Origin of the sequence: Mesorhizobium sp. M0029, from assembly GCF_040323735.1 — a bacterium.
Taxonomy (GTDB): Bacteria; Pseudomonadota; Alphaproteobacteria; order Rhizobiales; family Rhizobiaceae; genus Mesorhizobium.
In genome coordinates, this window is the sequence record NZ_JAMYVF010000022.1 from 72,152 (window position 1) to 98,092 (window position 25,941).

The 25,941-nt window shown below is 58.6% G+C and carries 20 protein-coding genes, 2 pseudogenes and 1 riboswitch; of the genes and pseudogenes, 13 read left to right on the forward strand and 9 right to left on the reverse strand.

The features are described 5' to 3' along the window. Positions 1–66: 66 nt before the first annotated feature. From NKJ76_RS27550 to metE, 3 genes are all read left to right on the forward strand, one after another. On the forward strand, positions 67–624 hold the full coding sequence (locus NKJ76_RS27550) for a hypothetical protein (RefSeq protein ID WP_352538835.1): 558 nt from the start codon (positions 67–69) through the stop codon (positions 622–624). Further along, the gene (locus tag NKJ76_RS27555) at positions 612–2,306 is read left to right on the forward strand and encodes an alpha,alpha-trehalose-phosphate synthase (UDP-forming) (protein ID WP_352538836.1); all 1,695 of its coding nucleotides are present in this window, start codon (positions 612–614) and stop codon (positions 2,304–2,306) included. The genes NKJ76_RS27550 and NKJ76_RS27555 overlap by 13 nt, the downstream gene beginning before the upstream one ends. A gap of 568 nt (positions 2,307–2,874) precedes the next feature. Continuing rightward, a riboswitch (cobalamin riboswitch) is annotated at positions 2,875–3,076 on the forward strand. Between the two features lie 95 nt (positions 3,077–3,171). After that, positions 3,172–5,523 (forward strand): 5-methyltetrahydropteroyltriglutamate--homocysteine S-methyltransferase, encoded by a 2,352-nt coding sequence (gene metE / locus NKJ76_RS27560; protein WP_352538837.1) that lies wholly within the window; start codon positions 3,172–3,174, stop codon positions 5,521–5,523. A 437-nt stretch (positions 5,524–5,960) separates the two neighbouring features. Here the strand turns inward: metE and NKJ76_RS27565 are convergent, their stop codons facing one another. Then, positions 5,961–7,016, reverse strand: a complete 1,056-nt coding sequence (locus tag NKJ76_RS27565; RefSeq protein WP_023685632.1) for a cytochrome-c peroxidase — start codon at positions 7,014–7,016, stop codon at positions 5,961–5,963. A 910-nt stretch (positions 7,017–7,926) separates the two neighbouring features. On the opposite strand from NKJ76_RS27565, the gene NKJ76_RS27570 reads away from it, so the two are divergent. Continuing rightward, on the forward strand, positions 7,927–8,280 hold the full coding sequence (locus tag NKJ76_RS27570; protein ID WP_023730031.1) for a hypothetical protein: 354 nt from the start codon (positions 7,927–7,929) through the stop codon (positions 8,278–8,280). A 137-nt stretch (positions 8,281–8,417) separates the two neighbouring features. Here the strand turns inward: NKJ76_RS27570 and NKJ76_RS27575 are convergent, their stop codons facing one another. Next, entirely contained in the window at positions 8,418–9,422 is a 1,005-nt protein-coding gene (locus NKJ76_RS27575) for a glycosyltransferase family 10 domain-containing protein (RefSeq protein WP_352538838.1), read from the reverse strand. A gap of 97 nt (positions 9,423–9,519) precedes the next feature. Beyond that, positions 9,520–10,178 (reverse strand): annotated as a pseudogene (locus NKJ76_RS27580) (transposase); the annotation flags it as partial. A 369-nt stretch (positions 10,179–10,547) separates the two neighbouring features. On the opposite strand from NKJ76_RS27580, the gene NKJ76_RS27585 reads away from it, so the two are divergent. Then, complete coding sequence (locus NKJ76_RS27585) at positions 10,548–11,018, forward strand: Ros/MucR family transcriptional regulator (RefSeq protein WP_023685635.1); 471 nt, start codon at positions 10,548–10,550, stop codon at positions 11,016–11,018. Between the two features lie 219 nt (positions 11,019–11,237). Here the strand turns inward: NKJ76_RS27585 and NKJ76_RS27590 are convergent, their stop codons facing one another. Further along, a complete protein-coding gene (locus NKJ76_RS27590) occupies positions 11,238–11,450 on the reverse strand; it encodes a cold-shock protein (protein WP_352538839.1) in 213 nt (70 codons plus the stop codon). 1,410 nt (positions 11,451–12,860) lie between these two features. Here NKJ76_RS27590 and NKJ76_RS27595 point away from each other — a divergent pair. The 6 genes and pseudogenes from NKJ76_RS27595 to NKJ76_RS27620 all read left to right on the forward strand — a co-directional run bounded on the left by NKJ76_RS27595 (position 12,861) and on the right by NKJ76_RS27620 (position 16,642). Further along, positions 12,861–13,115, forward strand: a complete 255-nt coding sequence (locus tag NKJ76_RS27595; RefSeq protein WP_352538840.1) for a transposase — start codon at positions 12,861–12,863, stop codon at positions 13,113–13,115. A gap of 100 nt (positions 13,116–13,215) precedes the next feature. Continuing rightward, a pseudogene (locus NKJ76_RS27600) lies at positions 13,216–13,416 on the forward strand (IS3 family transposase); the annotation flags it as partial. Between the two features lie 100 nt (positions 13,417–13,516). Beyond that, entirely contained in the window at positions 13,517–14,008 is a 492-nt protein-coding gene (locus tag NKJ76_RS27605) for an IS3 family transposase (protein ID WP_352538841.1), read from the forward strand. 386 nt (positions 14,009–14,394) lie between these two features. Continuing rightward, positions 14,395–14,625 carry a hypothetical protein gene (locus NKJ76_RS27610; RefSeq protein ID WP_050587769.1) on the forward strand — a complete coding sequence of 77 codons (231 nt, stop codon included), beginning with the start codon at positions 14,395–14,397 and terminating at the stop codon, positions 14,623–14,625. Between the two features lie 192 nt (positions 14,626–14,817). Continuing rightward, the gene (locus NKJ76_RS27615; RefSeq protein WP_352538842.1) at positions 14,818–15,210 is read left to right on the forward strand and encodes an insulinase family protein; all 393 of its coding nucleotides are present in this window, start codon (positions 14,818–14,820) and stop codon (positions 15,208–15,210) included. Beyond that, positions 15,185–16,642, forward strand: coding sequence for an NAD-dependent succinate-semialdehyde dehydrogenase (locus NKJ76_RS27620; RefSeq protein WP_502902355.1), 1,458 nt, complete (start codon positions 15,185–15,187; stop codon positions 16,640–16,642). The genes NKJ76_RS27615 and NKJ76_RS27620 overlap by 26 nt, the downstream gene beginning before the upstream one ends. Positions 16,643–17,450: 808 nt before the next feature. On the opposite strand, the gene NKJ76_RS27625 is transcribed toward NKJ76_RS27620, so the two are convergent. The 4 genes from NKJ76_RS27625 to NKJ76_RS27640 form a co-directional block, all read right to left on the reverse strand. Next, entirely contained in the window at positions 17,451–19,454 is a 2,004-nt protein-coding gene (locus NKJ76_RS27625) for a class I tRNA ligase family protein (protein WP_352538844.1), read from the reverse strand. A 324-nt stretch (positions 19,455–19,778) separates the two neighbouring features. Beyond that, positions 19,779–20,558 (reverse strand): phytanoyl-CoA dioxygenase family protein, encoded by a 780-nt coding sequence (locus NKJ76_RS27630; RefSeq protein ID WP_352538845.1) that lies wholly within the window; start codon positions 20,556–20,558, stop codon positions 19,779–19,781. 505 nt (positions 20,559–21,063) lie between these two features. Then, positions 21,064–22,368, reverse strand: coding sequence for a lysine N(6)-hydroxylase/L-ornithine N(5)-oxygenase family protein (locus tag NKJ76_RS27635; RefSeq protein ID WP_352538846.1), 1,305 nt, complete (start codon positions 22,366–22,368; stop codon positions 21,064–21,066). Positions 22,369–22,393: 25 nt separating this feature from the next. Continuing rightward, positions 22,394–22,744 carry a hypothetical protein gene (locus NKJ76_RS27640; RefSeq protein WP_352538847.1) on the reverse strand — a complete coding sequence of 117 codons (351 nt, stop codon included), beginning with the start codon at positions 22,742–22,744 and terminating at the stop codon, positions 22,394–22,396. Between the two features lie 1,666 nt (positions 22,745–24,410). On the opposite strand from NKJ76_RS27640, the gene NKJ76_RS27645 reads away from it, so the two are divergent. After that, positions 24,411–25,106: an OmpW/AlkL family protein gene (locus NKJ76_RS27645; protein WP_502902354.1), complete on the forward strand. Its 696-nt coding sequence runs from the start codon at positions 24,411–24,413 to the stop codon at positions 25,104–25,106. Positions 25,107–25,415: 309 nt separating this feature from the next. Here NKJ76_RS27645 and NKJ76_RS32480 read toward each other — a convergent pair whose 3' ends face one another. Next, positions 25,416–25,652, reverse strand: a complete 237-nt coding sequence (locus tag NKJ76_RS32480; protein WP_502902356.1) for an ArdC-like ssDNA-binding domain-containing protein — start codon at positions 25,650–25,652, stop codon at positions 25,416–25,418. Positions 25,653–25,760: 108 nt separating this feature from the next. Here NKJ76_RS32480 and NKJ76_RS27655 point away from each other — a divergent pair. Then, the coding region (locus tag NKJ76_RS27655; protein ID WP_352538848.1) for a transposase at positions 25,761–25,941 on the forward strand (181 nt) is incomplete at its 3' end.

Here is a 25,941-nt window from a genome sequence, read left to right on the forward strand (position 1 = left end):
GTCCGTCGGAGCACTTGACTTGCGATCACGTCCCACGATGCCGAATGCGGGCAGACTGGTTCGCCATTGGTATGGGACCAGCGGAATTGGCAGCAGGGCTTCATCTTCGTCAATCTCGACGAGGCGCCGGATGTGGAGCCCGGCATTCGCGGATGTCAGGAAGTGCTCGCCTGGCTGGTATTCACATCGCGGTCTGGCTTCCACGATTTTGGGATCGTCGAGGGCAACGAGGAAGGGATTCAAAAACCGGCCCTGACGGGCGGAAAGGGACTATCCCGCCCTCTCCGATCTCCGTGTCAAAACTCTTCGGCAGACGCAGGATCGCATCACGGGGCCCGGCAGCCTTGGCTGCAGCGACATAGTTTCAGTTCATTTCAACAGGTGCTGGCATGGGTGTATCTCTTATCCGAACAATCCAACAATTACCGCAAGCACGGTCCGCTCGATCGGGTCGCCAGCTATTTTCGCGATAAGCCGGTTCTTGAGGGCGCCGAAGCCGAAACGCGGCAATCGGTCGCCATTTGCTCTGACGCTCGTCAGATTCTCGTCAGCAGGGCCAATTTGGAATTCCAGTTGCTCCATCTGGGGGAAATATTCAACGGAGGCATGAAATGGACGCATTGAACAACGCCAACTCGCCGCGCCGGAACCTCACATGGCAAACTGGGGCTGTTCACGAACTAATCGCTTTTGAACAACCCCTGAGAGACTTGCCACAGGAGCGAGAACAACAAGCCGAAGTTGGCCCGTCCCGTCCTGTTGTCTCAGCCGCAGACCAGCGCTTCAACACGGCGGCCCAGCAGCCACATAGGAGTCTTATCGCAATTTCCAACCGCGGTGCGACTGTCAATTCTGATCAGCCCAAGACAGGCGGGCTTTCGGCGGCCCTGGAGTGCGTCGTGGAGCGTTCCGGCGCGGTCTGGGTAGGTTTTTCCGAGCATCTGGGCGACGGGGATAAGCAACAGGTGCCCCTCGTGCAGCGTGGCAAAGGTCAAATCGGGTGGCTCGATGGGCCGGCAGCGGACTATTCTCGGTACTATCAAGGTTTTGCAAATTCAATATTGTGGCCGGCGCTCCACTCGCTGCCGGACCGGATCTCAGGCTCGGAAGAGGATTATAAAAGTTATCGCGACGTCAATGCCTTCATGGCGCGCGCGGTGTCCGAATTGGGAGATAACGCAGTCTACTGGGTTCATGACTACCATTTCCTGCCGCTCGGCGCTGATTTGCACAGACTCGGCATTGACCGGCCGATCGGCCATTTCCTGCATACGCCATGGCCCGAGTCTGACATGATGGAGCGCGTGCCCAATTCTGGCGAGCTAATGAAATGTATGCTCGAGTATGATCTGCTCGGTTTCCAGACCGACCGTGATGTGAGCAATTTCCTCGCCTGTGTCCAATCTCATTTGGGGCTGGAGAGCAAGAACGGGGTCGTTTTCTCGGACCATGGCCAGACGCAATGCCAAAATTTTCCTATAGGTATCGATCCGAAGCAATTCGAACAGTGTGCCGCAGATTCGCTTGAGGCGCAGAAAGCCTACATTTCGCAGTTGAAACTTGGCGGAGCAAAGCTAGTTATCGGCGTCGATCGGCTCGACTACACCAAGGGCATCGACAATCGGATTAAAGCTTTCGATCTGCTGGCAGTCGAGCCGCAACGTGTCTCGCTCTTGCAAATCGCAACTCCCTCACGTGGCGACATCCAAGCGTACAGCGAATATCGGCGCGACGTCGAAAGACTCGTCAATCAAGTCAACAACCGGCATGGCACGGACGAGTGGATGCCGATTATCTATGAGAACAGGTCGTTCACCCAAGCTGAGATAGCGGGTCTTTACAGAGCCGCGCGTGTTTGCGTTGTGACGCCGTTGCGCGATGGCATGAATCTTGTGGCGAAAGAATACATTGCTGCACAAGATCCGAGCGACCCTGGCGTTCTGGTGTTATCGAAGTTTGCCGGCGCGGCCGAAGACTTCGGCGAGGACGCCCTGCTGGTAAATCCGAGGCTCTCCGACGAGATAGCTACCGCGATCTCAAGAGCGGCCAGCATGCCGCGCGAAGAACGCATCCAACGCTGGCGGAGGATGATGGACAAACTTGAAGCGTATACGATCCACCATTGGTCAGCGGACTTCGTTCGGCAACTGGACAGCAGCCGGGTTACGGTCCCTGCGGATCACTTCCACTATGTTGGCTTGGGCTGGATCAGCGAGGCCCAAATGCCTTCGTATCGGACCGAGCCAGAATTGCACACCGCGCTGACGCGTGCACTGGATAAAAACTGGGTCCTGCCGATCGTATGATGCAGAATATGAAGCACGCGAGCTTTGCCTGCATTTGCGCATCCCTCAATGCCGAGCGCTTGGAGAGAGAGATACTTATCCTGACCGCCTGAATGCGGCTTAAGCGGCTTATCGGGACCACAGTCGGGCTTTGCATCAGACCCTTGAGCCAGGCTCCGTCAGTGTGGTCTCTTGCCGCCGAGCGGAGTCATCACGATTGCCTAGTCACCCGTGATGACGACTGGCGTGCCAATTCCCCTCGGACCACGGTTTGGCGCTCACTCCGAGAAAACCGCTTCTACCACGCACGCACGGCTTGCGGCCGCATCGTTAAACATCGCCACCAATGCGATCTTCTGCATTCTAATGACGTTGTCACGCGCTTGAAGTCTTGTCCGAAATCCTTCATCGGCGACCTGCGAGGGATGTCGCAGCCCGACAGGGATCCATTAGTTGGACTATGGTGGCAGCGGAGCAGCGCCGCCAATGGGCGACTGAATATTTCACAATGTTAGACAAGCGTAAAAGCGAAATCACATAACGACATAAACATTTCGTTATGCGTCATTGACAAAAGAGCGGACTGCTGTGATTGTCTGCGTGTCGTGGTTCTCGCGTGCGGCGCTGCCGCAGCGGAGCTAAGAGGGAAGCCGGTGCAATGCCGGCGCTGCCCCCGCAACTGTTAGCGGCGAGCCAACCCCACTCATGTCACTGAGGCGAATACCCTCAGGAAGACGGGTAGAGGCTATGACCCCGCGAGCCAGGAGACCTGCCACGGCGAATTACGTCCACGGGCGGGGTGTCTCGGTGGCCGCTGCAAGCCGGCGTTCGTGCCGGCCTGCTAGCGCCTTCCTTGTCATCGGCGCCCCAACCATCGGGGTATGACATGACTGACTCTCAGGAAATTCCTGTAGCAACGCTCGGCGTGCCGCGCTTCGGTCGTCGGCGAGAACTGAAATTCGCGCTTGAAAGCTACTGGTCCGGAACATCGTCCGCTGGCGACCTTCTCACGACGTCGAAGGCGCTCCGTGCCGCTAGCTGGGAAGAGCAGCGCGATCGCGGCGTGTCGAAAATCCCGTCGAACGACTTCTCGCTTTACGACCATGTGCTCGACACCGCAGCCATGGTCGGGGCCGTTCCATCCCGTTACGGCTGGAATAGCGGCGAGGTCCCACTTGACATCTACTTCGCAATGGCGCGCGGCAACCAGGGTCAGACGGAGGATTGTGGACACGCTGGTCACCAGGAGGAGGCTCATGGACCTGGTGTAACCGCGATGGAAATGACCAAGTGGTTTGACACCAACTACCACTACATTGTGCCGGAACTCGATGATGATCAGACGTTCGCCCTCTCGTCATCGAAGCCGGTCGATTATTTCCTCGAGGCTAAAGCTCTCGGCATTCACACACGCCCAGTCATCCTTGGACCCATCACCTTCCTCAAGCTGGCGAAATCGCCTGCCGAGGGGTTCGGTCCCATCGCGCTCCTACCGCGGCTGCTGCCCGTTTACGAGCAAGTCCTGCAGAAGCTGAAGCTGTCGGGAGCCGACTGGGTGCAGATCGATGAGCCAGCGCTTGTCCTCGATCTGAACCCGAACGAACGAGCTGCGTTCGAATTCGCCTATGGCCAGCTGTCGAAAGCCGCGCCCGAGCTGAAGATCATGCTGGCTACGTATTTCGGGTCGCTGGGAGACAATCTCGAAACCGCGGTTTCTCTGCCCCTGGCCGGGCTGCATATTGATCTCGTGCGCGCTCCCGAGCAGCTGGAAACGGTGGGTCGGCTCGCTCCGAAGGATCTGGTGCTCTCGCTTGGCTTGATCGATGGCCGCAACGTCTGGCGTGCGAACCTGCCCGCCATTCTCGACCGCATCAAACCGATCGTCGCCGGCTGGCCCTTGGACCGCGTCGAGATCGCGCCTTCTTGCTCGATGCTGCATGTGCCGATTGATCTGCGCATGGAGACGGAACTCGACGCCGACATCAGGTCGTGGCTCGCCTTCGCGGCCCAGAAGACCGACGAGCTGGTCTTGCTGGCCCGGGCCCTGTCCCAAGGCAGGGATGCGGTGGCAGGCGCGTTGAAAGCGTCTGCCGAGGCTGCCGCCACGCGCGTGACATCCACGAGGATCCATGACCCGCTTGTTCAGGGGCGGATCGCTAGCATTGAGGACAGCGCGAAGCGACGAGAGAGCGCTTTTGGCGAGCGCTCCAGAGTCCAAGCCGGCTCACTCGGGCTGCCGCCGTTCCCGACGACGACCATCGGGTCCTTCCCGCAGACGCCGCAGGTACGCAAGGCGCGGGCCGCTCATGCGAAGGGCCAGCTGAGCTATGTCGACTATGAGACGTTCCTGAAGAAGGAGATCGAGGCTGCAATTCGCTGGCAGGAAGAGATCGGGCTGGACGTGCTGGTGCACGGTGAGTTCGAGCGAAACGACATGGTACAGCATTTCGGCGAGCAGTTGTCCGGCTTCGCGTTCACCCAGCATGCCTGGGTACAAAGCTATGGGTCGCGCTACGTGCGTCCCCCCATCATTTTCGGCGACGTATCGAGGCGCAATCCGATGACAGTGCGCTGGTGGCAATTCGCCCAGTCGCTTACGGAAAAGCCCGTGAAGGGAATGCTCACAGGCCCAGTCACCATTCTCAACTGGTCTTTTGTTCGCGACGACGTACCCCGCTCCGAAGCCTGCCGCCAGATCGCGCTCGCCATCCGCGACGAAGTGACGGATCTCGAAAGGTCCGGCGCAAGGATGGTCCAGATCGATGAGGCCGCCTTTCGCGAAGGATTGCCACTGCGCCAATCTGACTGGAAAGTCTATCTCGACTGGGCTGTCGAATGTTTCCGGATCGCTTCAACGGGTGTAAAGGACGCGACTCAAATTCATACCCACATGTGCTATTCGGAGTTCAACGAGATCATTCACGCGATCGCTGGAATGGATGCGGATGTCATTTCGATTGAGACGTCGCGCTCGAAGATGGAACTGTTGGACGCCTTCACGAGCTCCAAATATCCGAACGAAATCGGTCCCGGCGTCTATGATATTCACTCACCACGCGTCCCGGAAGTCGGCGAGATTTCGGACTTAGTCATGCTTGCCCGCGAGCGACTGTCCGATGGCCAACTGTGGATAAACCCCGACTGTGGCCTCAAAACACGCAAATGGGAGGAGGTCCGCCCTGCCCTCATTAACATGGTCGCTGCAGCACGCGCGCTCCGGCAGAAAGTGCAGGCGTGAGGCTTCTCTTCCTCACCGTGTGGGGAGTTGCCGACTGGCGGATGTCGGCCGGGAATATGCCAAACCGATCACACTCTTGGAAATAAGCCACTCGGCGAAAATGTGCAATTTTCCTTCGGCACGTGTCCTCATCCCGCAGAAATATGAATGTGACACTACGCTATAGTATTGGTCCTTGGGAACATACAGGCCCCGCGCCTCGAACAAATCGGACACGCGTCGTTTCTCAAAGTAGACTGCTTGGCGCGTTCGCTCAGGCAGCGACAATATATGGTGCTGCGTCTGTCCGCCCCCAGTTGATCGCGCAGACTACGGGCGAGGTGGCAGGGTTCGGGTATCGCTAGCGTCCCGCCAATTCGGAGATGGACGTCGCAATTCGTGTCGCCAAGTAAAAATCGCCAATCATTTTCGATTGCGAGTCCGCAGCCAGTTGGCCCTTATTTTCCTGAGATCTGCGTTACAGGCCGGGGCGTTGTCGCCGTTTCTGAGGGTAAGATGGGATAGGCGACGTCAGGTGCCTCTCCGGTCAGCGAGTTGAGGAAGGCAACAAGCAGGTCAACTTCTTCGTCCGCCAGTACTACGCCGAGCTGGGTGGTCCCCATAATGGCGACGGCCTGTTTCAGATCCCAAACCTTGCCCGAATGAAAGTATGGCGCGGTGAGTGCAACGTTGCGCAGCGGCGCCACGCGGAAGACATAGGAATCGTCGGCTGCATTGGTGACCTCAAATCGGCCCTTGTCTTTGTCCGGCAGGACTTCGGCGCTCGGCCGTTCCACGAGGCCGAATGGGTAATAGGCTTGCCCACCAACGTTGATGCCGGCATGGCAGGACGAGCAGCCTTTGTCCATGAAAAGCACCAGGCCCTGTTTCTGTTCGGAAGTCATGGCAACCTCATCACCATTCAGGAAGCTGTCGAACGGGGCAGGTGTGACCAGTGTCGCTTCGAAGGCTTCGATCGCCTTGGCGAAGTTGTCGAAGGTGACCCGATCGGCTTCAGCCGGAAAGGCTGCATCGAACCACTCGACATATTGCGGCATGGACTTGAGAGTGGCGATGAGTTGGCCCGGTGTATTGGCCATTTCGATCCCGGCTTGGACCGGTCCCTTCGCCTGAGCCTTCAGGTCTTCGGCACGACCATCCCAGAACTGGGCGATGTTGAAGACAGCGTTCAGTACAGTCGGCGCGTTGCGCTGTCCCTTCTGCCAACCATGGCCAATCGAGGTTTCGTGATTGTCGTCGCCGCCGGTGGCCAGGTTGTGGCATGAGTTGCACGACAAGACGCCTGACGCCGAGACGCGTGGATCGAAGAACAGTGCCTTGCCGAGAGCGATCTTTTCCGGGGTGATCGGGTTGTTGGCGACTGTCGGCGTGGTGGATGGCAAAGCCGTGAAGGTGGCCAATGCCGTATCTCTGAGGTCGGTGGGGATCGAATCCGCAGCAAAGGCGGTGGGTGCCAGCAAGGTGACAGCCATCGTACTGAATAGGATTTTCATAATTGGTCTTCCTGCGTCGTCCACGCAGCCATTATGCGATCTGCGGCTCATGAACGCCCTGAGCTAGATCAGCTGAGGGAGAGGACAGGGTCTGGCACCTGTTTTCGCGGCTGAGTCGGGCCCTCTTGGAAGTATCGCTCTTCTCAATTGGACTTCAGGGAGGAGCAGGTATCCCTGCTCGGCAACCGGTTGTATGCATCAAAGCACGCCCTGAGGGCGGCTTCGTAAATTCGGTCACTGCGATCTTCCAGCCCAGGTTGAGAAAGTCGATAGCATCCGCAAGACTGGCAATCTCTTGCACGATGTGCGCTGCACGCCTTGCGAAAAGCGAGCTTCTGCAACGTCAGGGTTCATTCGTTCCTCCTGACCTGCTGATTGCGTGAATCGGCCTTGTCGACACCCCCCGACTGCACATTTGTGATGTCACCAGCGATGGCGCGTTCAATACCTAAACAGCGACGGTCTATGCGACAGTATGGATGTCGTAACGGAATAGCCGTTCTGCCTTTATCGATCGTCACACCGGCATATAGCTCCGCTTCTACGAACATCCCATCACGCGAGGTCGGCGCGGCGCTTGAGCAGGTCCACCCGCTGTAACTGCCTCACACCTTGATCCACAGATCCTAGGCGATGACCATGTTGTCGTCATCATTTGACGGGCGCGGGGCATTGGCCCATAAGCGAGCCACCGCAAACTGTGCGGTTCCCGATGCGTAATGAAGCGAATTGGAACGATCTTCGGCTTGCGAAACACGCACGTCCGACGCAGCTTGCGTTGACAGAGGCGGTTTTAGGCGCAATAGCACCTCCGCTGGCCTATTTTGTGGAGTTCAATTGTGGTTCGGCCAAAGGCGCGGGGCGCCGGACCGGCCCCTTGTAAACGTAATCAAAGAGAGAGAGACCCTGCATGGAAGAAATCTTACCGCGCATCGCCACTGGTGCCGGCATCGGCCCGGCTCTCGCAGAGAAGGCCGTTGGGCTAATGCTGGGTTTCCTGCGGAGCCACGCGGCCGACGGTCCCGGCGCGCGCATGATCGAGGCCATTCCGGGAGCTTCGGAATTAGTAGCTAAGTATCATGGCGACGACCCAGAGGGTGGCGGCCTTATGGGGCTGGGGCAGCAATTGATGAGTGAGGGTCTCAGCATGGCAAAGATCGCCGCCCTCGCAAACGAGACGATCGCCTGCGCCAAGGAACATGCCGGCGACGAACTCGTGGACGAGGTCCTCAATTCCGTTCCTGGCCTTCCCCAGTTCGTCTGATCAGCGGCAGCCGGGGGCGCATGACCTTGTGCGCCCGTGCCGGCCGGTCTGCGCAGCAGGCATTCTCCGCCGAGCGTTCCGCACCGATCTCGCCAGACCACCAACCGCCGGGCACGCGAAGCGAGCGTTGGAGTACTTCATTCGTCTATTGCAAAATCAACTTCAGGCGATTCGATGTGTATAATTTCTGGCGGTAAGGGTTTATCCTGAACGCTTTCGATGAAGCCCGCGAGATAAGCAAACGTATTGTATTTCTCGAGGACTAGCCGCTTCGCCTCTCTTATTGCGCCGCGACGTTCCTTCCAGAGGTCTGAGTTGATAATTTCTTGAATTTTTTGGATTACGTTCTTGTCCTCTGGGTCAATCAGAACCATAGAGTCCGAAGGGAAGAACCTCGTGATTGCCGGGCTGCCGTAATAGATCGGCATTGTTTCAGCGACGAAGCAGTCCATAAGCTTCTCTGTAAAATAGTAATCAGCACGAGTATTCTCGAACGCTATACTGTAACGATAAGGTGCGAGCGCGTTCCATTTATCTCCAATCAGCCGAAAACCTCGGCCGAACAGGTCAAAATCGAGCTCCTTTCTTAGCCGTTCCAGAAACGCCAGCCGATACCGATGTCCTTTAAGCAGGGCGATGTTACTGGTAATCCATGAGAGCCGAAGTGGCTTATCCATGACTTCGCTGACCAGAAGTTGGTCATATGTCTTGTTTACAGACCAAGACCGAGTGATCGGTGGAGACAAAACGAATCGGCGAGCTGCATTCTGCCGAGCAACCAGCTCTGCGTCAGACGTCAGGACGATAGTATTTTTCCCCTGCCCTTCATGAAATGCACGATGAGCTTTCGTCGGCGGTTCGCCGATTGCAAAAATTGTCCTGTTGGGGCTCGCCTCGATATCAACAGGGAGCCCAAAAAGAGAAGCAGAGTTAAAGACAATATGCCAATCGGGCACGAAGGATGTCGTGCGTACAAAAGCGACATTGTTCCAGATTCCACTGCCCTTTGGAGTGAGGTGGTGGATTGCATCATCCAAAACGCCCCAAGAATCTAGACATGTAGCAACAATGGGCGCAGGGCGTTCCGTCAACAATTTGGCCGACAAAGCAGTTCCACTCCCTTCACTCGTGAAGGTACTCAATCGCCATTCAGGATTGCGGTAACATCGGGCAGCATAAACCTTCCGGGACCTGCTGTCGAGGCAATTCTCGCTTTGCACTTGACCAGGTTCTTCCTCGCTTCGTGTGGTGATTAGGCCGGCTGAGTGGCAGCATGCGTGCCTAAGGAGTTCGCAGCCGGCGCTGCCTAATGGTACGTTTGATCGTCTTCAGGCGGTTGATCAGCCCTTCCGCCTGGCCGTTTCTCCACGGCAGTTCAATGGCATCGCCAACGGCGTCAACGTTACGGCGTAGGACCAGACCGAAACGCGTGATGGCGACGAGCCCGGTGACGCCAAGTCGATCGAAGTGTCGAGCTTGCCCAACTCACAGGCCCCGCAACATGCCGCGGAAGGGCATGGCAAGCCTGCGCATAGTGGCAAACTCCCTGCTTTAGGACGTCGACCTTTCTGGCCTGGTTGATCGTCAGCACATCCGGAGGCTTGATCCAGAGGCCCGCGGCGACTACCCGCGAGATCATACGGCCGGTCAAGGGATTCCGTATGAGGACGCGCCGCTGGCTGCTTGATGCTTATGGTTGAAGCAGGCGACTCACTGTCCTCGCCCGGCCTCTCGGCGCGGCGCCAGCTTGAGAGAGGCCGCTCCAGATTCGAGAAGCTGCCCGTGTCGCCGCGCTGTTTGACATCGTGGAACAGGTGTCGTCCGCAGCAATTGCCGTCTCTCCAGGACAGGCTAAGAAACGCCTCGAAATACATTGATGTCCTTGGTTTATCAGCGGCGGTTCCCAGCGTGAACTTACATCGCTTTGGCCATTGCCAATGACGTTTGTTCCATCGTCCCTGACGCCCACCATCAAGCGATCACTTTCGCTCGATTTCACAATCCAAAGAAGCAAAGCGCGTCACAAAAAGCGCTTAGCCTCGAGGCTACTAGCAACTTCGGCGCAAAGTTAGAGCGGCACGCGCCACGCACCTCGGCAGGGTCGCCAACAACGAGTGGCTCAGCAGTCACAACGCGAAATATGGCGCATAGATGTCGCTTCTGGACGAGCATCGGCAATAACGCGGTCGAGACATTGTTGCTTTCAGCGGCAACCGGCCCTATGAAGCGACGCTTCGCTGACTATGTTTCACCGCCTGGAGAGTTTCATGACAGAAGAAGCCGGAAAAAACGTCGACACCCTCATTGAGCTTGCCGCCGATGTCGTGTCGGCCTATGTCTCCAACAATCCGATCCCGGTGGGGGATCTCCCTGCCCTCATCGGCCAAGTGCATGCGGCTCTGAGGGCGACAGCCGGAGGTGTCTCTGCGCAAGAGCCGGTTGCCCTTACGCCTGCAGTCCCGATCAGGAAATCGGTGACACCGGACTACATCATCTCCCTTGAGGACGGGAAAAAATTCAAATCTTTAAAGCGCCATCTGTCGACCCACTATGGGCTGACGCCGGATGGATATCGGGCCAAATGGGGCCTGCCCGCGGATTATCCCATGGTCGCGCCGAACTACGCCGCGGCGCGCTCGTCATTGGCCAAGACGATGGGGCTCGGCCGCAAACCGAAGGCGCCGGAAGCGCCGGAGCCTGCGCCGACGAAGCGAACCCGCAAGAAGGTCGCGGCTTGATTTCGGCAATCGAGATTCGTTCTGGAGCGTTGCAGCCATCGGCTTAATCTGCGCGTCATACAAAAAGGCGGGGCCAACCCCGCCTTCCTTTTAAACAACTTTGTTTCATGAGAATTCGCGACGCCTGCAGCAATCTGCTGCCCTCAGTTTTTGCTCGGTCACATTGAGCGGCCGTGAGGACCTACGTGCCTACTCTTGCCAGGACGCAGGGAGAAAATTTCAACCAGCTTTGCTGAGGCTGCCAGCGGAGGACTTGCCAGTGCGGCGATCCTGCTCAATCTCATAGATGATCTTCTGGCCGTCAGCGAGGGTCGAGAGGCCCGCGCGTTCGACAGCGGAAATGTGGACGAAAACATCCGGACCGCCATTGTCGGGCTGGATAAATCCAAACCCCTTGGTGCTGTTGAACCACTTTACCGTTCCAGTCGGCATATACTTGTTCCTTCTTTTACAATGCAACGTGGGCAGGCCAATAGGCCTGTCCGAGTCATAGCCGAGAGTTGGGCGCAGCAAAAAGCGAAAAATTGTTAAGCCCCGATCAGCTGGCGCACTCCATTGTGGGCGTAGCCGCCAGCAAGCACTGTCCTACACTACCGCTCGAGCGTGGCCGGATGCGCCCAATTTCTTCCAACGCTCCTCAGCGCCACGTCGATGGCTCGTGCTTGGAGGCGCGGGACGTAAGGGCGACCGCTGCTCGTGCCGCCAGGTCAAAAGGCCGGGTAGTTCACGGAGCTGCCTTCGTGCATAACACCTTGGGAGCGCCTTAAGGAGTTTCGAGTTGGATTGTTTCAAGAGGGTCGAGGGGTTGATCGATGCGACCAGCGTGGAAGCGATCGATAGCGCGCGCGCGTTTTGCTGGACCAGTTCAAGGGCAAGTCATAAACAATCGCCCAAGCGATTGACGACTTCCTGCTTGATTTCATGACCTTGCTGCTTGTGGTAGAAGCCACGCGAGCAGTTCCACAATCCGGCGAGGCGGCTAGCACGCATCAGATTGAGCAAGGTCAGGCTGTTACTCACCCGATGCCCTTGACCTAAGCGGCCACTCCACGAGGAATGCGTTTGCAGCTGCAAGGAGGCGAAAGCTGTTTGCCGGCAAACCGAGCGCACCAGGCGGTATTTTACGCGCACATGAAATCAATCGCAATCGCTAAATTCTCCTGTTTGGTGCCAGGGACGACGGCAGGCGCGGACAGCTTCCGTGCCTGCTGTCCTGCAGCGGTAAATGTGCTGCATGCCCCCATCCAAGGCGAGCTCGACGTTTGCTTCTTACGTTGACCAAGGTCCCGCGAAAACACTCCCCTTTCCGCAGCAACTCATCACGTTCAACCGCCTCGCGGCAGGCCATCATGCCAGACGAGAGCGACGGCATCGTTTTTCCAGCCCGAGTACGATCTCGTTTTCCAGCGCCTCGCGAATGTCGCCACCCGCCGTTTTTTGATCAGGTCCGTCTTCGCGCGCGAGCAGGCTCCGCAGCCGACTTAGATACGCTGCTCATGCCTCTCCCCTTCAGCACCGCCCCCGGTCTGACTTTGAGGAGAGCGACCCGCTGGAGCTACCAACAATCTCAATTCTGACCGTCAGTGCGGCGGTCTTCGAAGCGCATCCTGTAGCCCTTCCCCGGCAGCGCGCCCAATCGTCTTCCAATGAAGAAGATATTCTCAGCCGTGCTCGCGCCGCCTTCAGCCCTGTTCGATGGCCCACAATGTCGGATGCACAACATGTCAGACTGACTTGTCCACATGCCTCGAATGTTTTCTGATCGGTGGAGTGCGCCCCTGCGGGTGGACAGATTGGGTTTTAAGGATTTACCAGTGCTGTCGGGTTTTCGGAGAGAGAACCATGGCGAGACACCGCAGTTACAGCATCACGTTCAAGCGTCAGGTTGTTCAGGAATATCTGTCGGGCGATACGTTTCACAGCTTGGCGCAACGGCACGACATCACCCGCACACTGATCCGGATCTTGGTTGGCAAGTATGAAGCAGGCGGCTTGGACGAAGATGTGGCCTCAGCAGCTCTGATCACGGATACGAGGCGCGGATTGCCGCGCTTGAGCGACTTGTCGGCAAGCAGGCTCTGGAACTGGAGTTTCTAAAGGGGGCTCTGAAAAGCGCTCCGCGGCCGAAAAGCGGGATTACGTCCGTCATCACCGGCCCCGTGGTCTCAGTGTCGCCAAAGGCTGCCGGCTGATGGGTATGGCGCGTTCCAGCTTCTATGACCGTCCCGAAAGGCCAGCCGACGACACCGCTATCGTCGAGGCGATGGTCTCGATCTGCGACGAGTTCGAGTTCTACGGCTATCGCCGCGTGGGTGCGGCGCTGCGTCAGCAAGGCGTGGTCGTGAACCACAAGAAAATCCGCCGCCTGATGGTCGAGCATGATCTGGTGCCCAGGATGAGGCGCCGATTCGTCGCCACCACCGACAGCAATCATGACAGCCCGATCTTCTCCAACCTGGCGAAGGACTTCGTCCCGACCGGTCCGAATCAGCTTTTGGGTGGCCGACATCACCTATGTCGCGCTGCCCGCCCGCTTCGTTTATGTCGCCGTCGTTCTCGACGCATGGTCGCGCATGATCGTCGGCTACGCCATTGGCCGATCGATCGACGCCCGCCTGACGATGGCTGCCTTAAGCGCCGCAGTCGAGCGCAGAATGCCGCCGCCAGGCTGCGTTCATCACTCCGATCGAGGCTCCCAGTATGCCGCCGAGGCCTACCGGCAGCTTCTCGCCAGCCATGGTCTGGCGGGCTCCATGGGCCGCAGGGGCAACCCTTATGACAATGCCAAGACAGAGAGCTTCATGAAAACGCTGAAGGTCGAGGCGATCTACCCGATGGTGCTCGAAACCTTCGAGGAAGTCGCAGCACACCTTCCCCACTTCATCGACGAGCTCTACAACAAACGCAGGCTCCATTCGGCGCTGGGATATCTCAGCCCAAAGCAGTTCGAGGATCAACACATCCGGCACACTGGCAAATCAGCGGCCTGATCTCTGTCCACCCGCAGGGGCGCACTCCATGGCACGGTGCATGCGTGGTCGTCCGTAAGGCGTCGCGGATCAAGGAATATCCCTCCAATGACCATCCCCCCCAAAAACACCGCCGCTGGTCTCCTGGGCCCATCCCAAGATGAGGCTCGAGTGAGCCTTGGCCGCATGATTCATCTGGCTCGGCCTGCCCGCCGATCCTCCCACGGGGATCGAAGACGCAGCCCGTTCAGGAAAATGAGGAACAAATCACTGCCTCGAACCTTGCCTTTCCAACCGGAGCCATCGATCGCCCCCTGGCTGCGCAAGGCGTTCACTGCCACCGCCCTGGCCCTGGCGACGACCGCTCCGGCTCTGCCGCCACCGACGGCGGCAAGATTTCCTGCTCGATGATGGCATGGAACGGTCGACATGACCCCGCGCAAATCGTCACTCACATGATCTGGCACAAGGTCCGCAGCGCCGACGAGCCACCGGGCAAAACGGAACTTGCCCCTTCCCTCGAGCGTCTGATCTTCAGGGCGACGCCCAACCGCCCCGACAGCGAGTTCGACGGAGCCGTCTCAGTCAGCGGCTACAATACCGCCCTCATTGCCTATAAATCGCTTTGGGCGAGATGATGGGCTTCGAGGCCGATGGCATGTTCAACCTCATTCTCAACGACGATGATATCGAGACCGAGCGAAACGTGATCCTGGAGGAGCGCCGTTGGCGCAGAGAGACGGACCCTCAGGTCTGGTGGACGAGGAGGTCAACGCGACATTGCGGCCAATCAGCCCTACCGCATTCGGGTCAACGGCTGGAGGCAGGAGATGGAGAAGCTGAACGGCACCGACGTATTCACGATCTCCAACGAATACCGCCGACCGAACAACGCCGTGCTGGTGGTGGCCGGCGACGCAGAGCCTGAGACGATGAAGGCGCTGGCAGCGAAGACCTATGGCAAGGTTGCGCGCGGGCCGGACCTGCCACCGCGCAACCGACCGTCGAGCCCGACTAGTAGAACCCCTAGGCGTCTTGTAGCGAATTCAGATATTCTCCCTCCCACTGGGTACCGTGGTCTGCTAGCTGTATGGCCGAGGCCCTATAAGGAACCTTTAGGTCCGGAATACACACCGCACCTGCTATATACACCTGCTGCGTTGAGGAGGAAATCGGATATTGCCCCTGTGCCTGCCGATGATCCGTCACCTGAGATCCCCTGACCTGTTTGGACCGATTGATCGCCTGCCGGTACTTGGCACGCGGATGAGCGAGCGGACTTTCAAGGTCCTCAACCCGTCGACCGGCGAAGTGCTGGCAGAACTACCCGACATGGACGTCGAGGAGACATACGTTGCGATCGACAAGGCCTATGTCGCGCAGCCTGGATGGGCAGGGTTTACCGCACGTGAGCGCAGCGACGTTCTATGGCGATGGCATCAGTTGATCATCGACCACGCCGACGATCTCGCTGCAATTCTCACCGCGGAGATGGGCAAGCCGCTTGCCGAGGCCAAGTCGGAGATATCGCATGCTGCGGCGTATCTGCAATGGTACGCCGAGGAGGCAAATCGCGTCTATGGCGAGACGATCTCCGCACCATCGACGGACCGCCGAATGCTGGTGATCAAGCAGCCCATCGGGGTCGTCGGCACGATAACACCATGGAATTTCCCGGCCTCGATGGTGGCGCGCAAAATTTCGCCAGCCTTGGCGGCGGGCTGCACGATCGTCCTCAAGCCCGCTGAACAGACGCCGCTGGTGGCTGGAGCATTGTTCGCCCTCGCCCATCTGGCAGGCTTTCCCGAAGGCGTCGTCAACCTGATCTACGCATCCGAAGGTGACGCGGTCGGCCGCGAACTTTGCACAAATCCCAAGGTCCGCAAGATCAGCTTCACCGGGTCTACTGAGATCGGGCGCTTACTCATGCGCCAGTGCTCGGACCAGATCAAAAAAGTCAGCCTAGAGCTCGGCGGCAATGCACCTTTCATCGTCTTCGATGACGCCGATATCGATGCCGCGGTGGACGGTGCCATCCAGGCGAAGTACCGCAATGCCGGCCAGACCTGCGTTTCAGCGAACCGCCTTTACCTCCAGTCGGGCGTTCACGACGAGTTCGTCGAGAAATTCGTTGAACGGGCTCGCCAACTTCAAGTTGGTGACGGTTTCGCGCTCGGAGTGGACATAGGACCCCTCATCGACAAGAAGGCTTTGGCCAAGATTGAATCCCATATTGCCGATGCCGTAGCTAAAGGCGGCGCAATTCGATGCGGGGGCAAACGCATCGGCACGAATGGCACGTTTTTCCAACCAACGGTCCTGACCGGTGTCACCAGCGAGATGACCGTCGCGCGCGAAGAGACATTCGGGCCGCTCGCACCAATTATTCGCTTCAAAGATGCGGATCAGGTCGTGCGTGATGCCAATGAAACGATCTACGGCCTCGCGGCGTATTTTTATGCCTCTAACCTGAAGCGTGTCTGGCGTGTCGCCGAGGCCTTGGAATATGGAATGGTCGGGGTAAATACCGGCCGGATGTCTTCGGAAGCGGCGCCGTTCGGTGGGATAAAACAGTCCGGGATCGGGCGGGAGGGATCCCGCCATGGCCTCGAGGACTACCTCGAAATGAAATACCTCTGCATGGGCGGCATCTGAAGCATCGGCTTGCAGGGTTCCCAGACGGGTTACCTAGCGAGCGATCTCCAAACATGTGAATTGTAGAATCGCTCCTCGATTGGGAACTGAGGGGCGGTCCCACCCGAGCAAACACACAATCCTGAGGAGCCCCTAAAATAGCTGGATGTATCTCTCGACGAGACAAGCGTCTGCATTTTCGGCGAAGACGGCGCGCATGCGACGGAGGATACGCGTTGCGATTTGGCGGCCCTCGCCGACTATCCTCAGGTGACGGGCTGTCATTGCGCGGTCTGGTTGGAAGCTTGTGCACCTAGCCATCGTCAACGCTGATTGAGCAATATCCGGCTTCAGGGGCAGAATTTGAACCTGCTACATTCCGACATCAGTAGCTCAGCTGTTCTTCGGCTGACTGCCGTACCGGTACAGGCTCGGACAGAATCGAAGGTACCATCACGCGGCATTCGCATCCACATTGGTGATCGGCGCACGGTCCAGGGCGCGCCAGGTTGACCAAGCGGGTCGAACCGCATGACAGCCTTGACCGGCTGGAGGACGGAAATCCCGATGCCGCAGCGGTTGGTCAGCGCAGTCGAGCCTACACGGCATTGCGGCACGAACAGCAAGGGCTGGGAAGCGATCGGCCGAGCGGTCCTCGAAGGCGCGGGCCAGGGTTGTCGACGACGCGCTGGTTCAGGTCCGCTAATCTGGTCTCTACCGTTTGATAGCGGCTTCGGTCGCCCCAGTGACAGCATATTTGGCATGGTCGGCTTCGGTTGCCGCGCAAATCTGGTCGAGATACGGACAGCTCACTGGTGCACCTTTGGGCTCATAGTGCTTCCTCCTCATCGAGATGAGGATTGCCGGCCTTGGCGTAGAACACCAACACGGGTCTGAGATCAAAGCGCGTCCCGGGTGCAAGGCGCTGGACGGACCGGGGCCATGTTTCGGTTGAGACGCCATCGATGCCTCGCGCCAGCGTTCTGGCGAACCGGGGCATTAACGGAGCGACGGTCGGTGCCATGATCGCAGCGGCCGTCGTCTGAAGGGCGAGCGAAGTTCGATTGCGGGCGGGATACAAACATTGCGCAGCCGCATAGTCTCGCGCCCGACGGTAGATCACGCAATCGCGCACGAAATCGCAGACCTGAGCGGCCGCGCGCCGGACCGAGAAGCCTTCGTCCGAATATGCCCGCTCCATCGCCGCGCGATAGATCTCTATCCGAGCAAAGAAGGCGCGGTCGACTGGGCTCCAGTCGCCTGCATCGGGTACACGGCCGGCAAAATCCTGCTTGATTTCCTGGTCCAACGCATCAAGCCAGTTCAGCCAAATCCCTTGGAAGACCTCCTTCTCCGTGCGGCGCAGCCCGTCCAGCGAGAAATCCGTCCGCTCCCCTTCCGGGCGTGTCAGGCCCAAATGGAGGCGCACGACGTCGACTGTCTTTGGGCTCAGAACCTCCTTGCCCCAGACCGCGTGGCGGCAGCTGGTTGAGAACTTCTTGCCGTCGAGCAGGTAGAACTCGTTTACGTGATAGTGGATGCGCGGCGTCCAGTGGGAGAAGACCTCGGCGTAAAGAGCGGGGTAGAGTAGCGCGTGGTAGAACGAATTGTCGAAGCCGAAGAAATGGACAATCTGCCAATCGCTGCCGGGCACCTCCGCCTTCCAGTCGCGACCCAGCGAGCGGCCGAGCGCCTGGATGTTGTAAAGAAAACCGAAGGCCATCTCCGGCCAGACCCAGATCACTTGCCCCGGGAACCCTTCGGCCGGCAGGCCCCAGTCCGAGGGGTGGGTAATGGGGACTGAAAATTCGCCGCGTTGGCGTAGGCGCGCAAAGAGATCCAAGATACGTAGCGGGACGCCTGATGCCCTTAGATGCCGGTCGATATTGTCGTAGCAGCGCTCCAGGGCAAGTTCCGGACGGCGGAGGGAGCCGACCAGCGGCGCTTCGGCAGACTGCCGTGACCGCGCTGCACCCAGGTCGTGGCAAAGGTTTGGGGCGCCGCATTCCTCGCAGATATTGCCGGCGGCGGAGCCGCCGCAATCGGGGCAGAGGCCTCTAACATCCGGCTCATAAAGATAGTGGCCTGTCACAGCATCGAAAAGCGCAGGGCTCTGGCGCAGATCTACCGCCGTGCTGCTCAGAAGAGTTCGGAAACACGCGGCTTGAAATTCGCGGTAACCGTCATCGCCCATTGTGGCTTGGAAGCTGTGGACGTCACAATCGAGAAGTGCAAGCGTGGCGCGAATCTCGTCGGAGTAGTAGCGCGCCACGTTTGCAGGCGTCCATTGATCGGTAGCGGCGCGTGTCGCGACGTAGCTCTGGTAATCGTCGCTTCCGGTCAGGTGATACGCCTCGACTCCTTTCATGCGCAGGAAACGGGTATAGACGTCGGCGCCGAAATAGGGGCCAGAAAGATGCCCCAGATGCAGATCGCCATTTGGCGTTGGCGGCGCGGAGAAGACGAAGGTCGGCCCGCGTGGAGCCGTGGTCTTTGCAGCGGCATCAAGGGCGGCCTCGCCGTCTCGCCAGTAGACATCGACGAAATCCAGGTCTTTGTTCCCGTCATTGCGCAGCACATGCGCTTCAAAAGGATGGAACAGGACGACGTCGCCGGCCTCGACCGAGATTTCCCCAAGGTCGGTGGTGACCTTGCCCGCACCAGACAGGACCACGAAGGCCTCGATTTCGTCGTGCCGATGGGGCTCGGATGTGACCCCGGGTCCAACCTTTCCGAACGAAAACCCCGTGCGAGCACTGCCCGTTCCAAGCGTGGCTGTGTCGATACCGAACGCTCGCGACAGCTCCGTTCGAGAAAACGTGTATTTGCGCATGACAACGAACCTAAGCTGTTGAAGAGTGGGACGGACCTTCGGCTGCCAACGAACAGCCTCAAGTGCACTTCATGGAGAGAAACGGCAGCCCGACCCGTTGGCGGCCCGGCCGGGATAGTGCAGCTCTGGGCCGGCAGGCGGGCGACCAAGGGGGGCGCTAGGTCGGGCTGTAGGCACACAGAAGGCCGCCTGTGACCCCTCCACAATCCACGTGCCAAAGCGTCCGATGCTCCGCGAGCCCGCAAATCAGACCGCCATACCGTCCGCGCATTTTTTGAGCGGTCGATCAGTTTCGTGTGCATGCCTCCGCCTGGCTGCGTGAGCTCAATCGCGATAGAAGATGCCATTTGGGGGCTTGAGATTGTCGAGATCGGCCACTTTGCCCTCGGGCGGGTTAAGGGCGCGCTTAAGCAGGTTATATTCAGCGCGGGTCGGCCCACCGGTTGAGGCACGCTGGAACACCAAGTAGAGTGTCCGCCGAGAACGGTTGCTTTTGTTCGGTCGTGAGTAGTGCGGCGCGTAATCGTCGAAGATGAAGATGTCGCCAGCCTTCCATACTACGGGTTCCCAGGAGAACGTTTCGGCGACTTGAGGATCGATCACCCCACCGGCATCCATGGGGAACACTCCCTTCTTGTGGTTGCCGGGGCTGAAGAAAAGCCCGCCGTTTTCCGGGTCGGAGTCGTCGATGCCTATGGCAACCACCGCATGAACCATCCGGTCGGGGAGTTTGTGTGGAATGTGATAAATGTCCTGATGCGGGAGATAGCCGCCGCTGTCGGGGTAGTGGAAAATCAGCAGTTCCTTGAGCCTGCGCGTATCTTCGCCAAGCAAATCCTCGACCGCTGACTTTATGCGCTGATCTTCTAAGAGCAAACGACGCAATGGATCATGGAAGTCGAGAAAATTCTCGATCTTGGAGGTGATCTTTCGATTGTCCGTCGTCTTCTCGAACCACATGAGCCATTTGTCATCACTGATATCCCAGCGTGACATGTCTTCGACAAAAGTAGAGATATTGTCCTGATCTGCTGGAGTGAAGAACCGTTCGATCCTGACGTATCCGTCTTTCTGCCATTTGTCTCTTTGTGCATCAGTCAACATGCGAAAAGCCTCCTTTTGGAAAGACTGGTTGGTCGGACATCCCAATTAGGGCAGTCGGGCGCTGGGCAAGTTGCGGGTCCACGGAGACGGTCCCACGCATGTGGGACGGCGATGCTAAGTGCGTTCCGCTCCGACGGATTCTGTCCGCAGAAGCTCGGCGCGAGACTTCCTATTTCGGGTCCAACCGGATCCAGGGGTTCGGCAAACTGGGCCGGATCAATCGGTTCACCCGGTCTAGCCGCTACAAGCATCGCTAAAGGCCGGCACCATCCGCTGACCGCCGACCCAGCCATGGCCGCCAAGACCACGGTGCTCTTTCGAGTGAGCGACCTAGTACGGTCTTGACAACCGTAGGGGAAATGCACGCCCCCAGAATAATGCGATGCGCCGCTTGGTCCAAGAACTTGTTCGGTCACGATGATTTCGGAGAAGCCTCCGGCCTTCGCCTCAGCGGAGGCGGACATCATTCCCAGGATGCCACCGCCGATGATCAGAAGTTTACGAGTCATATCCCGCTGCCCATTTCTTCGGCTACGGGGGCGGGCCAGCTCTCGATCGAGGTATGGCTGATGAAGCCAGGATGCTCCGGGTTCGCGCATGGCGCGCGCCTAAGAAGGCTATCGAGGATGCGGCGCGCGCGCCAGGCCAGCAGGCTTAGGTTCGGATCGGCCAGGCCGCGCTGCCCGAGGCTCGCATTTTGTACGAAGATGCGTCTGTCACGCGGTCCGTCCCAGCCCACCGAAAAGTCCTCGCGAATAGCTAATTCATTGTCGATATGCTCCAGCCGGTGCGCGATGGGTTCCAAGAAGTCTGGCATTGCGTTCTCGTAACCGGTGGCCAGGATGACGATGTCAGCCGTGACTTCTTCGACCTCGACCATGCCGTGCTGCAGGGTCAGCCTGTGACCCGCGCCGGCGTTGATGCAGTGCGAGACAGTGCAGCCCGGCCGTAGTGTGATGTCGGATCGGTTTGGCTCGAAAAATGCGTGGCGGTAGAGCGCCTGATAGATCGCGCGCAACGTGCTTTCTGAAATGCCGTCCGAGGCAAGCACGAAACGCCGCAGGAGCAGCTTACGCTGCGACCCGCTCATCGAGGCGAAACGATCCGAAAAGCAGGGCATGAACAACTCGTTTGTGAACGGGCTGTTGTCCAGAGGCAGATAGTTTTCGCGCTGCGAGACCCAAGTGATCGAGGCAGGCCGCCGTTCTTTCGGCAGGCCGATAAGATGCAACATCACCTCGGCTCCCGATTGTCCTCCGCCGACCACGCAGACATGCTTTCTCCGCACCTCAGGGTGGATGTGCAGTAAAACCGATGAGTGGAACAGGTTGCGTCCAGTCCAGCCCTGAAATTGAGGCGGAATTTGCGCCTGCTTGCCAATGCCGACCACAACGTTTCTGGCGCCGAGAACCGCCTTATCCGTCCGCACCCGAAACTCGCCGTCAAAGCGGATTTCGCGCACTGTCTCGCCGCCACGCACAAGTGGGTTTCTGTGGAAGACCCAGTTCAGGTATTGTTCGAACTCCACTCTGAGCACGGCTTCGAACTGTGCGTTCAGGAAGTGATACAGACGCCCGTTCTCGTGCAGGAAGTTTACGAAAGTGTAGGCTGATCGCGGATTCACTAGAGTGACCAGGTCCTTGAAGTGGCTGACCTGGAGCTCCGAGGAATCGAATGCACTGCCTGGATGCCAGCGGAAGTCGACCTGCCGATCCAGGAACACCGCCCCTTTCCCAACTTGCTCGTGTAGCTGACACGCAAGGCTCAAATTGGACGGGCCAGCACCGATCCCAACGCAAGATAACTCCACTGCTTCCTCCTATAGAGTCTTCCCACTAGGCGGCTTGTTCGCGGCGAATATCGGCCGCAGCCACTGGGCCCCCTCGCGGAATGTTCGGAGCACCGGTCCCGACCGGGTTTGCGAGAATTTGTCCAGCGCATCGTCGAATGTAGACGGAGCATTCCAGCGCGGTGAAATTGAGCGGCAGGCCGGCAACGACATATGTCTTTCCGTTCGTCTGGATGCCCGCGTCGCCGTCACGCGAGACGCTTTGCAGGCCCATTAAGGTGTTTGAAGCCGGCCCAATCGCCGGCCCGTCGATGACGCGCCGGCCTTTCGGCGGCTTGATGGCAGGCGAGAGCGCGGTGTTCACTACGGCGACGGCATTTTCGGTGCGCATGATCATGGACGACGTCTCGCTGATGCGTTCGCAGAGTCCCATGCATGGGCTGTGCCAGAGAAAGAATCTTTATTAAACAACGGGTTGGCGGATTTACGATCCTGTCCGACATCCGACATTGAGGGGGGACGCTTCAGGGCGGCGCCCGATTTGCACTTCGGATAGTTTTCCGAATAGCTAATCAGGCACCCTCTGCATCAGAATACTTCTCTTATGGGGACCAGCACTGTCTTCATGAACGGACAGTGCAGAACCCTGCGTCTCTGTCGGACAGATCACGATATGCCGTGTCCATCGAGCTCAGCAGTTGCAAGAGCTGCCAGATCCTTCGCCCTATCGTGCCGTTGCACTGGCTCGATCCCGACATCCTCGGAGGCCGCGATCACGAAGAGTGACGCAAACTCATGACCGCCGCGAGGCCTCTCTCATGAGGAAGCAATTCTCTATGTTGGTGAAGGATCGATGCTCATGCTCAGATGGTCGCGGATGGGCGCATGCCCGGCCTAAGCGCATCAATGAATCTCTGTACAGATAGCCGGGACAGAATTGGTTATGCCATTCTGCCGGTCCAAAGCACGACGCCATTCCATCCCTGCGGCTCAATCCAGGCGGAGGGATGAGGCAGCAGTCTTTTGCGCGCCTACCGGTCGGCCAAGAATGGGAGCCCTCGTAAACGCAGGCATTCGATGATCGCTGCCGCGGAGCTCCTCAGGCCGTGCCGTGCCCGACACCGGCAACGTCGTGGTCGTCAATCGCCCCGTCGCCGATGTCGATCCGAAGCTCGGCCAGTTCGCGGTGAGCTTCACTGCTATTCCGCAGTGCCCACGAGCTCGCACAGGAGATTCTATCAGGGCGGTCACGGCTGCACTCGTTGTCGGGTCTGCGACAAAGTCGACATGAGGCACACGGCAGTCAGAGCCATGTCATTGTTGGGAAATGATTTTCTCGTTTGGCACGACACGTGCAAGACTATCCGCAAACGCGCTGCGGCAAGGACTGAGGAGAAATCATATCGTGATCGAGCCCGCCGAACATGCAGTCGCAGCTGCGAAAACCGGCCCTTTCCGAGCCGACAGAACGTTGCGGTTGTTTTCCGGTCGACACCATACTTCACGTTATCCGGACATGACCGTATTCGATTTCCAACCAACGCTGAATGCCCCGCACGATGATCCCTGTCTTTGGCTCGAAGATGTGAAGGAGAACAGACAATTGCCTGGGCCGCCAGCCAGGCCAGGACCCTGGGGCAGTTCGGTGGAACACAGTTCAAATCGCGACCAAGACGCGCTGACAGCGATCTTCGACCGTCCCGACAAGATTCCCGTGTTCATGCGGCGCGGTCAGTACCTCTACAATTCTGGCAAGACGGCCAGAAATCCGCCCCGCTGTGGGGCCGGGATCACCATTGCCGCCTACGCAGATCCTGCTCGCCACCACGAAGCGGGCCGAACGCGCCCACCCGGGCCACGCGCGTAAGATGGTCGCAAAGCTGCAGGCCTCTGGTTATCCCGCTTACTTCTAAGTGAGTACAGGTGGATGATTGCGAGCACGGCGCAAATAGTGTGTGCGCGGTCCCGCGCACACTGCGCATGAGCGCTCCGCCAATCTCACGCAATTTGCAAGAGTTTTCGTAGTTCAGTGCATCATTTCTGAAGAGCAAGGAGAGAATATCATGGCGAGAAAGCGAATGGGCGTGGCGCGGGGCGTAACAGTGGCCATCGTCCTGATTCTGATGGGACAGCAGGCCGTGGCCGCCGAGCTTGCGCAATCCGCGAGCGTCCCGCAGGCTGGAGCCGCGGTCACGGAATGGCCAAATCCTTGGCAGGTCCGCCTGCGCACGTTGGGGGTCATTACTGAGGATTCGGGCTACGTCAATGCAGTGCCCGGCTCCGGCCTTTCATATTCGAACACTGTGACGCCGGAACTCGATATCTCCTATTACTTCACGGACAACATCGCCACGGAGCTTATCCTCGGCACCACCTATGCCAACATTGAGGGCCAAGGAGCGATCGGCGCGCTGGGCAATGTCGGCAAGGTTTGGCTGCTGCCGCCCACGCTCACATTGCAGTATCATTTTACCAATTTCGGCGCTTTCAAGCCCTATGTCGGCGCCGGCGTGAACTACACGATATTCTATAACCAGCATGCCGGCAGTGCCGATGCTCTCAAGGTTAATAACACGTTCGGCACCGCGCTGCAGGTCGGGTTCGATTACATGGTGGATCAACATTGGGGCATCAATTTCGACGTGAAGAAGCTTTTCCTCAGGCCAGACTTCGACGTCACAGTGGACGGCGCGAAGCAGACGGGAAAGGCGGAGCTCGATCCCTGGTTGATAGGCGCAGGTGTCACCTACCGCTTCTAACAACGAAAGGTGAAGGCGGCTGCTGATGGCCGATCGAAATGAAGGGCGCGCCTTGTGCGCCCTTTTTCCGTCGGCCCTGAACGGGTGACACTTGAAGAAGCCATTGTAGAGGGGCGACCGCCTCCTCCTGCGAACCAAGAAGGGTGACCTGATCAATGCGGGCTCGACTAACGCCTGAAATGGAGGTGTTTAGATGCGCTTCGATCAGGAGGGCTATTGGGTATTGTTGATGGAATTCCAAGGTTAGGGCCTTTGCGCGGCATCATTCTCCCGGACGAAATGTTTGAGCCATGCGCCTGTGTTAAGCAATCACGGAACTCCTCGTCGCCGACAAGATGCCTTGTCAGCCACGCTGCGGCAGCTGCTGTTCTTTTGCTGCAGGAGCGGCGACTGGCGCATTGGCTGCATTCCTCGGCAGGCCGAGGCCTGCTTTTGCGCTGCCCATGGCTTGACCCATGGCACGGTGCCGCGCTCCAGCTCGGCAATGATGCGGTCGGTGATCTCCTGATAGAGGCTGGCGCCCAGGCGCCTGCCCTTGCCGGCCAGCCTCTCCGCTGGGTAGTGTGCTGAGAGTTCTGCAAATTCGCTGAGAGGGGGCGGTCATGGCAGGCTGGTGATTGTTCACGTCACTGATTCCCGCGAAGGAACGCCGCCATGACCAAGACTGAAGTTAAGACCGCCAGCGCTGCCGTCAAAGACATTTTGCTTTCGAACCCGGATGGATTGCACGAAGTGCTCCGTGCGGTGATGCAGGAGGTGCTTGAGGCCGAGATGGACGAGGCGCTGGGTGCCTCGAAGAGCGAGCGCACGCCCGAACGGCTTGGCTATCGCTCGG

Bases quoted from the DNA above. Each gene is read 5' to 3' on its own strand.
- NKJ76_RS27625 (WP_352538844.1), bottom strand. From the start codon at position 19,454: ATGCGCAAATACACGTTTTCTCGAACGGAGCTGTCGCGAGCGTTCGGT.
- NKJ76_RS27640 (WP_352538847.1), bottom strand. From the start codon at position 22,744: ATGATCATGCGCACCGAAAATGCCGTCGCCGTAGTGAACACCGCGCTC.
- NKJ76_RS27590 (WP_352538839.1), bottom strand. From the start codon at position 11,450: ATGCCGACTGGAACGGTAAAGTGGTTCAACAGCACCAAGGGGTTTGGA.
- NKJ76_RS27595 (WP_352538840.1), top strand. From the start codon at position 12,861: ATGGCGAGACACCGCAGTTACAGCATCACGTTCAAGCGTCAGGTTGTT.
- NKJ76_RS27570 (WP_023730031.1), top strand. From the start codon at position 7,927: ATGGAAGAAATCTTACCGCGCATCGCCACTGGTGCCGGCATCGGCCCG.
- NKJ76_RS27620 (WP_502902355.1), top strand. From the start codon at position 15,185: ATGATCCGTCACCTGAGATCCCCTGACCTGTTTGGACCGATTGATCGC.
- NKJ76_RS27610 (WP_050587769.1), top strand. From the start codon at position 14,395: ATGATGGCATGGAACGGTCGACATGACCCCGCGCAAATCGTCACTCAC.
- NKJ76_RS27555 (WP_352538836.1), top strand. From the start codon at position 612: ATGGACGCATTGAACAACGCCAACTCGCCGCGCCGGAACCTCACATGG.
- NKJ76_RS27585 (WP_023685635.1), top strand. From the start codon at position 10,548: ATGACAGAAGAAGCCGGAAAAAACGTCGACACCCTCATTGAGCTTGCC.
- NKJ76_RS27565 (WP_023685632.1), bottom strand. From the start codon at position 7,016: ATGAAAATCCTATTCAGTACGATGGCTGTCACCTTGCTGGCACCCACC.
- metE (WP_352538837.1), top strand. From the start codon at position 3,172: ATGACTGACTCTCAGGAAATTCCTGTAGCAACGCTCGGCGTGCCGCGC.
- NKJ76_RS27630 (WP_352538845.1), bottom strand. From the start codon at position 20,558: ATGTTGACTGATGCACAAAGAGACAAATGGCAGAAAGACGGATACGTC.
- NKJ76_RS27645 (WP_502902354.1), top strand. From the start codon at position 24,411: ATGGCGAGAAAGCGAATGGGCGTGGCGCGGGGCGTAACAGTGGCCATC.
- NKJ76_RS27615 (WP_352538842.1), top strand. From the start codon at position 14,818: ATGGAGAAGCTGAACGGCACCGACGTATTCACGATCTCCAACGAATAC.